The organism is Vulcanococcus limneticus LL (assembly GCF_002252705.1).
Classification (GTDB): domain Bacteria; phylum Cyanobacteriota; class Cyanobacteriia; order PCC-6307; family Cyanobiaceae; genus Vulcanococcus; species Vulcanococcus limneticus.
Map to the genome: position 1 here is coordinate 1 of NZ_NQLA01000079.1, position 8,532 is coordinate 8,532.

Sequence of the window (8,532 nt, forward strand, 5' to 3'; positions counted from 1 at the left end):
TGTTCGATATAGCATTCTCCTTCTCTGCCGCCTCTTTGGCGGCTTCTTCATGTCTTCAGAACCTCTGCGATTTGCTGATTATTCGAGGTGCCCTTAAGAGAATAGCAATCTTGCAGTTTCGCTGCTCTTTCAAAAATGATACAAGGCCTAGCACGTCAAGAGCAGGAAGTGCTCGCCCGCGGCGCTCTAAGTCGTCTAGGCAGATTAATGTGTCGCGAACCGAGAAGAATGCAAGTGCATCAAGCGCGGGGGATGCATTCTTCACAAAGGCAGACTGCGTAATAATTCTCCATGACTTTCTACCTAGTGACTTGGCAATGCCTGTCGTATTGCTTTGCAGAGTACCAATTGTAGGCTGCATACCAATCAATCTACAGTCAATTGACTGTTCAAAGATGGTGTACTTTAGTTCATTGAGCGAGGTGACGCCAAACAACGATACATAGGCATAGCGTTGCCGTGAGATCCCATTCAGCCTATTTGCTTGCTGAAGAAACTTGCTCCAACTGTAAGTCTTTCCAATGCCCCATTTACCACTTAGCGCAAGAACCTCTGCGTCCTCGCCTCTCAGAAAACGCGAGAGCTCTTGCCGGATCAGATTTATTGTCATCTGGAGATGTTAATGTGCATATAACGCTTGCTAGATAGTTTCTGAGAGCAGCCAGCCACAGGATGCCCCTTTCCGAGAACCACGGCGCATCGCCGGACAGGCAACTTGCCAGACGACTGCAGCACAAGCCTTTCTGACTCAAGCCCATCAAGGGTAGCGCCGGTTCACAGGGCCGCTATGCACAGGTTCCCGCGGACACATCGACCTCGACCGCCAAGTGGGGTACACCACGTGGTCCTTAAAGACATGCAGTTCCTCAAAACGATCACTGCTGCAATAGATCCCACCCACCGCCGGTAGCCTTCCTCCCCTGCGAGTGTCCATGGGATGTGTGCACCGTCGCCCCAGCGGCGACAACCCCTGCCCAAACGGCAACCCTGACCGCGACCTCCTGCAGTTCAACGTGCGTCTGGCCAAGAGCCGCCAGGCCCTGGCCGACAGCAACCGCATCGAGCGCAAGGCCTTCCGCGAGCACGCCCGCATCGAGAACGCCGTCGCCGCCTACACCCGCGAACTCGGCGCCCTGCTCGATCAGCGCGGCTTCACCAGCGCTGTGCCCCTCAGCCCCATCCCGGATGGCGGCGAATCGGTGCTGATCGTGCAGCTCAGCGATCTGCACTTCAACGAGCGCGTCGAGCTGCCCTCCAACCGCTACGACTTCACGGTGGCCGCCGCGCGGCTGGCCAAGCTCGCCGGCCGCGTCAAACAACTGGCCCGCTGCTTTGGCGCCCGCAAGGTGGTGGTGGCCTGTCTGGGGGATTTCCTCAACAGCGACCGGCGCCTGGATGAACTGCTCAGCAACGCCACCAACCGCTCCAAGGCCACCCTGCTGGCGGTCGACATCCTGCGGGCCTTCCTGCTGGATCTGCGCAGCGATCTGGCCGTGGAGGTCTACGGCATCACCGGCAACGAGAGCCGCGTGAGCAAGGAGCTGGGCTGGAGCGATGCCCTGGCCACCGACAGCTACGACCTGATGATCTACGAGATCCTCCGCCGCGGCTTCGCGAACACCAGCGGCATCCGCTTCTGCGGCTTCCGCGCTAACGAACTCCTCTTTGAAGTGCTGGGCCGCACCTTCCTGTGTCTGCACGGCCACCAGATCGGATCGAACCTGCAGAAGTCGGTCCAGGAGATCGCCGGCAAGTACGCCAGCCAGGGCATCACGGTCGACTACACACTCTTCGGGCACCTGCACGCCACCGCCATCGGCGACTATCACGCCCGCAATGCCTCGCTGGTGGGCAGCAACGCCTATGCCGAGGCCGGCCTGAACTTCTGCAGCAAGGCCGCCCAGAACGTCCACATCGTCACCGCCACCGGCATCGATGGCCTCAAGGTGGATCTGCAGGACACCACCGGCATCGCCCCCTACCCGTTCGCGGCGGAGTGGGAGGCCTACTGCCCCAAGAGCGAGCGCAAGCTCCACACCCCCTCGGTCGTCTTTCAGGTGGTGGTCTGATGAACACCCGTCCCCAGACCCAGCGGCCCTGCGCCTGCAGTGGCGCGACGCAGGCTGAGCTGCAGGCCGCTCTGCTCACGGCCGTGCGCGGCCTGGCCGAGCTGGTGGCCCAGCTCTCGGGCCAGTTGGGTGCTGCGTCCCCTGCCAGCCCCGGTCCGGCGCCTGAGGCCTGGTGTCAGCCGCTGGCCGAAGCCCAGCCGGACTCCGCCAGCGGCCCCAGCAGTGGCACCAGTACCAGCCGCCGACTGGATCCCGCCTGGGAGGAGCTGTCGGTGGTGGAGCTGCGGGCGCTGCTGCGCAGCTACCCCATCGATCGCACCTCCCTGCCGGCCCCGATCGAGCTGCTGCGCCGAGGCGAACTGGTGGAGGCCCTCAGCCAGCTGCAGGCCATGAGCGCCTGAAGGGTCTCCAGCGGCCACATCGCCCCCACCACCTCTGTCCCCCTTACCCACTCCCTATCGCCCATGACCGCCACCCCGATCGCTACCACTCCCGTCGTCACCGCCCTGGCCGCCCCCAGCGCTGAACCCGCCCCGGGCTCACCGGAAGCCCTGCTGCTCCTGGCAGGCCTCGGCGTCCTGCCCGCCAGCGCCGGCTTCGTCGATCCCCGCTTCTCCCCCGACGCGATCCAGGGCTGCGTCGCCCGTCTGCTGACGCTCAAGGAGGAGCAGGAGGCCCTGGCCGAGGAGCAGAAGCAGCTCCACGACCAGCTGCGGCTGGCCCACCTGCGTGGCGATCTGCAGCAGCAGCTGCCCGCCGGCAAGGACGGCAACGGCTACCGCATCGCCCCCCAGACCCTGCTGCTGCGCCGCCCCGGCCGCAGACAGTGGCGCTACAGCCTCAGCTGCAAGGAGCTCGAATGCCAACTCAAGGCCCGCCAGACCTACGAGCAGCACAGCGGTGAGGCCACCTGCAGTCTCGGCGCCAGCTTCTGGGAGGTGAGATCGGTCAAGGACTGAGGCCTGAGGTCCCTGGGCTGCGCCGGTGGTCGGCAGCGCCCTCATCCACAGCCAGGCGCGATCAGGATCCTTGGAACGGATTCAGCAGCCGCACCCCCGTGCCCGCAAAGTCCGCGGTGTTGCGGGTCACGACCGTCAGGTCATGCAGCAGGGCGATGGCAGCGATCTGCTTGTCGATCGCGTGGTGCGGATCGGGGACGCGCAGGCGACCCCAGAGCTGGGCCCCGTCGCCATCGAGCGCCAGCACCCGCTCGCCGTAGGCGTCGAGCACCTGAGCCAACCACCGTTCGAGCAGCTCGGCCTGCTGGTGATCGCCGCGGTGACGGATCAGCTCCACACCGCGGCGCAGTTCACCGATGGTGACGGACGCCAGGAAGAGGGGCGTCTGCAGGCGGGCCACGTCGGCCCAGAAGGCCACGACACCGGGATCCGCGCGGCGGCCCTTGCGGGCTTCGCTGATCACATTGGTGTCAACCAAAAACATCCGCCGCCTCGCCGGGCCCATCGAGCCGCTGGAAATCAGCATCGCGGCCCACATCCGGCATGGAGGCGAGCAGTTCGGCCAGGTTGCGCCGCGGGGGCGTCAGCAACGCCGCCGCCAGGATCGCCCGGTGCTCAGCCTCGGCGCTGCGCCCATGGGCGCCCGCCCGCTTCTTGAGCGCCTTCACCAGCTCCTCATCCACCCCGCGCACCAGCAGGTCGGCCATGGCGCCACCCCTTGAGTGATCGCAACGCTAGCGGCGTCAATCCCCGTGGAGCCAGGCGGTGGTGCTCTCAGCTCAGGCATTCCAACGCCAGCACGACGGGGAGTCGCTGGTGGCGTTCATCCGTCGCTTACCGCTGGTGGAGGCCAAGGAGCTGGACCTGGAGCGGGACCCCAATCTCACCAGGGAACTGGAGCTCTGAGCCGCTGCGATTGAAACCGGGCGACCTGCACCAGGCCCTGGACGCCACCGGCTACTCCGAACTGCGGATCAATCTTCAGCCAGAGCCGTGATGGCACGCAGCGTCTTCAGCAGATCAGGTAGCCGCTGCTGACTTGCCTGATCAGGCGGGAGGAATGCAGGAAGGGCGTCGATGAAGGCGGCGGTGTTCAGCAGGTTATTGAATTGTTCCGCGAGATCGTTGCGCAGCTCAGGTGGGCTCTGCCGGCACTCCTCCAGCAACGACTCTCGGCCGTCCACCACGGCCATCAGGTCTTCCAGATCGTGGCTGAAGAGAAAATCTCCGTTGCCGCGACCGTGAAAAGCCTCCAGCTTGGTGGCCACGAACACGGGCGCCGTCACGATTCGTATCGAGCTGCCGCTAGGCAGCCCTTGAAGCTGTGCGGTATCCAGAGCCAGGGGATACCAGCGATTGGAGAAACCCAGAATGTCGCACTGGGTTGGCATCAGATCGAGCACGAGGTCGTCCGTACACCAGCGGCACAGGGGTGCTCCTGGCCTGGTGTCCTCCTGGAAGCCACGCTGCCGCAGTTGCATCCCCAGCTGGTGGTAGTCAGCCCTGGCGATCACGCGGCAGATCACATCCACATCCTGGGTGGGTCGGATGTCCGGCATGGCCGGATCTGTGATCAACACGCCGGCCACGGCCCCGCCGACAAACACCAGGTGATCGAGCAGGGCCTCACCCAACTGCTCAGCCGCTCGTTCGAGCAGGGCGACGTTGGGGTCATTCGGGTTCATGGCTGCAGCCTCTCTTCCAGCAGGGCCAGGGCCATGGCCTGTTCGCGAACACTGCCGCCACGCACCGCATCGAACAGGGCCAGCAGCTCCCCCAGGGCCGGGTTGCGGGCGGCCGCCTCGGGGACACTCGGGTAGAGGGGATAGAGGGCGATGCCGCGGGCCGAGCCGTTCTTCCACGGCCAGACCGGGGGCGGGTCGTTGCCCGGCCGAATCAGTTCGCTCAGGGGTGAGGCGGCGTAGCCGGTGGGAATGCCGCGGGTGAGTCCGCCCTGACAGGCCGGAAAGCAGTAGCGCGCACCGTGTTGCACAAAGGACTTCAAAGCAGCCCGCACGACCTGCGCCTTGCTGTCGTCACCCTTGATCGCAAGCTTGGCGGCCACGGCACGTTCCACCGCCGCATGGGCTTCTGAGGCCGTCATGCCAAGCTCGGCGCCCAGGGCCGCATAGGTGGGCGCGGGGCCTGGATCAAGGGCCAGGCGCAGCAACACCACCAGATCCTGCGGCCGCAGGACGAGCTGGGGATTGGAGGGGGAGCGCGCCAAAGTGGAGACCGTATTCGCTGTTTGCGAATAGCGAATATAGGACTCTCCTGGGTCGTGCGGCCAGGGGCGATCGGCGCGCGGCGATGTGGGCTGCACGGTGTCGGGCGACATCACAAACAGAGACCCCCCGCGGACGCAACAAGCGAGAGCCGCAACCCAGGGCCAAAGGCCTGGGGCAACCCCAGCAGCCGGCCCGCGCGACAACCAGCCCAAAGCTTGCTAGTACAGGCGTACGCATTCTGGTGTCGCCGTGGTCCTTCCCTCCCCCGTCTCCGCTGAGCCGTGTCCAGAAGACTGGCCCTACCTCGATCAGGCCGTCCTCCAGACCAGCCGCAGCCGGCAGGTCTGCATGACCTGCCACTGGTTTCGCCACCACGCCGGTGCCAGCTGCATCCCGCTGCTCACCTGTCAGCTGCACCGCGGCCTGATCGCCCATGGCGAGCACCTCACCCGCCGCTGCCAAGGCTGGACCGATGACCGGGTGCGGCAGAGGGGCTGGGCGCCGGAAGGGGCATGACCAGTGCCATGGGCACGAGCACCAGGGGCCAGAGCGCTGGGGCCAGCAGGCGGCCGCCCCTCTCCCCCAGGGAGGGCTGGCTCGGTGACGGCCGCCGCGTGCTGCACTTCCGCCCGACCCTTTGGGACCGCTGGACCCAGCGGCTGGAGGTGACCAGCGGTGAACTGCTGCCTGATCAGCCCGTGCCGCTGCTCATAAGCCGCAAGGAGCTCACCCGCGAGCAAGCGATCGCGCTCTGGCGTCAGAAGCGGCAGGAGGGCTGGAGACCCTGCGGACCGCAGTGGTGAGGGGTCTAGTGGGGGCTGTGGTGGGGGCGCCGGTTTGCCCCACACACACCACGGCGTGGAAGGGTTAGAGGATAGGTAGGCACCCGACCGGGGGTTCACCAACAGCTCCCGCAACAGGGGCAAGGGCCCTCAGCACAGGGGGCTCTTCTTCTTGGGGTAGCCCAGATGCAACAAAGCCCGGGGTGTTGGCCCCGGGCGTCTGTCTGCTCAGCCGTGGTGCCGACCCAAGGGGGTCGGAGCAACCGGCACTGGCACCTGGACGGTGCGTGGACGGCGGGGCTCTTCTGCAAACAGCAGCGACACGCCAGGACCGTCAGACAACCATCCTGGGTGATGGAGCACTGGCTGGATCGTCAACCGCCTCCAGGGAGGATTCAGCGCGATCCGATCCATCCAGCCCCCACCCGTAATCCCATCTCATGGCTCCGAGCCCAGAGAAACCAGACTGGGAAGGCAGGTACTGCCGAAGGAAAGGCGCGAGAGCAGCGGATTGTTACCCGACCGTTCGCCGTGGTGGATGCCGGGCATCCGGTCAACGATCTCCCGCAGGGTGCGGACCATGGCGGTGATGTTAGGGCCCTTGTTCAGCATCACCACCTCCGCACGCGCCCCCATGGCGGCATCGGTGATGTCTCCCCGGGTAGCCCAGGTGCAGGGCACATGGGCGGCGGCACAGATGCGCAGGATCTCCTCCTGGATCTCCACCAGGTGTTCCCAGCCGCACTCGATCGCCAGGTCGCCCCAGGCGATCATCACGCCGACGGGCGCAGGCCGTCGCATCGCCGCCAGCAGAAGTCGCGGCAGGTTCAGGAAGGCTCGGCGGGTCCCGATCTTCAGCACCACCGGCAGATCCTCGCGACCGAGGCGGCGCAGGGCGATCTCCAAGGCCTCGATGTCGCTCGCGCAGTTGACGAAGGAGTAACTCAGCAGATCGGCATGCTCGGTGGCGAAGGCCAGGTCGTCGAGGTCCTTGGCTGTGAGTGCCGGGATGCTGAGGTCGCTGTCGGGGAAGTAGATGCCCTGGTCGTCCCGCAGTCGGCTGCCGCGGGGCCGGGCCTGGGTGATCGTCACGCCCACCTCCGCCAGCGAGACGCTGTGGATCACACCGCCGATCCTGCCGTCATCGAACAGCACCCGTTCTCCCACCTGCAGATGGGCGAAGACCTCCGGCAGGGTGCAAGCCACCGCAGCGCTGTCATGCGTGGGCGCGGCCGTGAGACGCAGCGCGTCACCTTGATGCAGCAGCAGCACTCCAGGCTCGGCAGGCAGGCTCGCCACCTCGAGCCAGGCGTTGCCGCCCTCCTGCTGAAAACGCAGGCCACCGATAAAGCGGCAGCGCTGGTTGCAGCTCAGCAAAATCCCATTGGCCTGGGTCTCCACGACCACCAGTTCGCGCCAGCGGCCGGAGGCGTCACGGCCCCGCAGCCGCTGGCCCAGCTGGAGCTGCTGCAACCCTGAACCGACCACGGGCAGCAGCAGCACGTCAGCCGCAGGCCTGGCCGCGTCGATCACTCTGTCGATGGCTGCGTCGGTCGCCAGGAGACGGAACGGGCGCAGCAAACGCCCCAGACGGTCCCGCTGCGGGCGACCATCAATCACGCCCTCTTGGTGGGGCAGCCCCCAGGTACGCAGTTTGGGACCGGCAAGGTCCATCGCAATCCGGCAATTCATGCCGGTGCGGGCACGGACATCGTGCACCTGTTGCACCAGCTCCCGCCAGGTGTCCGGTCCGTCGTGGGCACAGTTGATCCGGGCCAGGCTCATGCCGGCCTCCACCAGTTCCCTGATCAGCTCGGGATGCTGGCTAGCTCCGGAGGGAAGCGTCACCATCATCGCCGTACGGTCATGGTTGCCTTCAGCGCCGCCACCGAGGCCGAAGAGAAGATCGCAGTGGGCCTGCAGCAGCTGCGCCCCCTCCCGCAGGTCCGGCCCCGTACGCTCCGCCGGGTTGACATGGAGCGGGCTCAACCATCCCTGCACCGCCGATAGGGACTGCTGGAGGTGGGGTTCGCACCCTGTCAGCGAACACAGGCCCCGCTGCCGCAGCGCCGCCTCCAGCTGAGGTGGATGGTGGCGGTGGAAGGCGATGAAGTGGAGCAGGTTGCGGGCGCTGGCCCGGTACCGGACATCCACAGCAGCGAGGGTGTCCTGCTCCTCGGCCTCGATGTGCCATAGCGCGGACTGGATGCGCTCCAGTTCCTCCCGCAGGTTGCAGTCCACATCAGTGGAGAGAGCAGAGACCAAGAACGCTCGGCGAAGTACCCCAATCTGATGCACGGCAGCCGTAGACCAAGTAGGGCCTCCTGAGAAAGTCGGAGCCGCTGCCGCCAATACAGATTCTGGCAGTCAGGTGCCTTGCTGAGTGATTATCAAGCCGCAGCTGTCTCAACGCTTGATGGCAGCTTGTTGCACCTCAGAGCTACAAGCTGGCTGCTCAGGATCTGCAGCCAGAAGGCAAACAAGGCAAAAAGAA

General features: G+C 65.6%; 11 protein-coding genes. 6 read left to right on the plus strand and 5 right to left on the minus strand.

From position 1 onward, the window contains the following. Positions 1–932: 932 nt before the first annotated feature. The 3 genes from CJZ98_RS16700 (at position 933) to CJZ98_RS16710 (ending at position 3,028) form a co-directional block, all read left to right on the plus strand. Positions 933–2,069: a hypothetical protein gene (locus tag CJZ98_RS16700; protein ID WP_198537921.1), complete on the plus strand. Its 1,137-nt coding sequence runs from the start codon at positions 933–935 to the stop codon at positions 2,067–2,069. Beyond that, entirely contained in the window at positions 2,069–2,470 is a 402-nt protein-coding gene (locus CJZ98_RS16705) for a hypothetical protein (RefSeq protein ID WP_094592252.1), read from the plus strand. Before CJZ98_RS16700 ends, CJZ98_RS16705 begins: the two co-directional genes overlap by 1 nt. A 63-nt stretch (positions 2,471–2,533) precedes the next feature. Beyond that, positions 2,534–3,028, plus strand: coding sequence for a hypothetical protein (locus CJZ98_RS16710; protein ID WP_094592253.1), 495 nt, complete (start codon positions 2,534–2,536; stop codon positions 3,026–3,028). Positions 3,029–3,089: 61 nt separating this feature from the next. Here CJZ98_RS16710 and CJZ98_RS16715 read toward each other — a convergent pair whose 3' ends face one another. Further along, on the minus strand, positions 3,090–3,512 hold the full coding sequence (locus tag CJZ98_RS16715; RefSeq protein WP_094592254.1) for a type II toxin-antitoxin system VapC family toxin: 423 nt from the start codon (positions 3,510–3,512) through the stop codon (positions 3,090–3,092). Beyond that, positions 3,499–3,735 (minus strand): FitA-like ribbon-helix-helix domain-containing protein, encoded by a 237-nt coding sequence (locus CJZ98_RS16720; RefSeq protein WP_094592255.1) that lies wholly within the window; start codon positions 3,733–3,735, stop codon positions 3,499–3,501. The genes CJZ98_RS16715 and CJZ98_RS16720 overlap by 14 nt, the downstream gene beginning before the upstream one ends. Before the next feature lie 58 nt (positions 3,736–3,793). Here CJZ98_RS16720 and CJZ98_RS18565 point away from each other — a divergent pair, with 58 nt between their 5' ends. Next, positions 3,794–3,934: a hypothetical protein gene (locus CJZ98_RS18565; RefSeq protein ID WP_157911059.1), complete on the plus strand. Its 141-nt coding sequence runs from the start codon at positions 3,794–3,796 to the stop codon at positions 3,932–3,934. A 68-nt stretch (positions 3,935–4,002) separates the two neighbouring features. On the opposite strand, the gene CJZ98_RS16725 is transcribed toward CJZ98_RS18565, so the two are convergent. Further along, on the minus strand, positions 4,003–4,713 hold the full coding sequence (locus CJZ98_RS16725) for a hypothetical protein (protein ID WP_094592256.1): 711 nt from the start codon (positions 4,711–4,713) through the stop codon (positions 4,003–4,005). Beyond that, the gene (locus CJZ98_RS16730) at positions 4,710–5,255 is read right to left on the minus strand and encodes a hypothetical protein (protein ID WP_094592257.1); all 546 of its coding nucleotides are present in this window, start codon (positions 5,253–5,255) and stop codon (positions 4,710–4,712) included. The genes CJZ98_RS16725 and CJZ98_RS16730 overlap by 4 nt, the downstream gene beginning before the upstream one ends. Before the next feature lie 250 nt (positions 5,256–5,505). Here CJZ98_RS16730 and CJZ98_RS16735 point away from each other — a divergent pair, with 250 nt between their 5' ends. Both CJZ98_RS16735 and CJZ98_RS16740 read left to right on the plus strand, forming a co-directional pair. Continuing rightward, a complete protein-coding gene (locus CJZ98_RS16735) occupies positions 5,506–5,772 on the plus strand; it encodes a galactose oxidase (RefSeq protein ID WP_094592258.1) in 267 nt (88 codons plus the stop codon). 8 nt (positions 5,773–5,780) lie between these two features. Then, a complete protein-coding gene (locus tag CJZ98_RS16740; protein WP_094592260.1) occupies positions 5,781–6,059 on the plus strand; it encodes a DUF1651 domain-containing protein in 279 nt (92 codons plus the stop codon). Between the two features lie 417 nt (positions 6,060–6,476). On the opposite strand, the gene CJZ98_RS16745 is transcribed toward CJZ98_RS16740, so the two are convergent. Next, entirely contained in the window at positions 6,477–8,303 is a 1,827-nt protein-coding gene (locus CJZ98_RS16745) for a pyruvate kinase (RefSeq protein WP_157911060.1), read from the minus strand. Between the last annotated feature and the right edge of the window lie 229 nt (positions 8,304–8,532).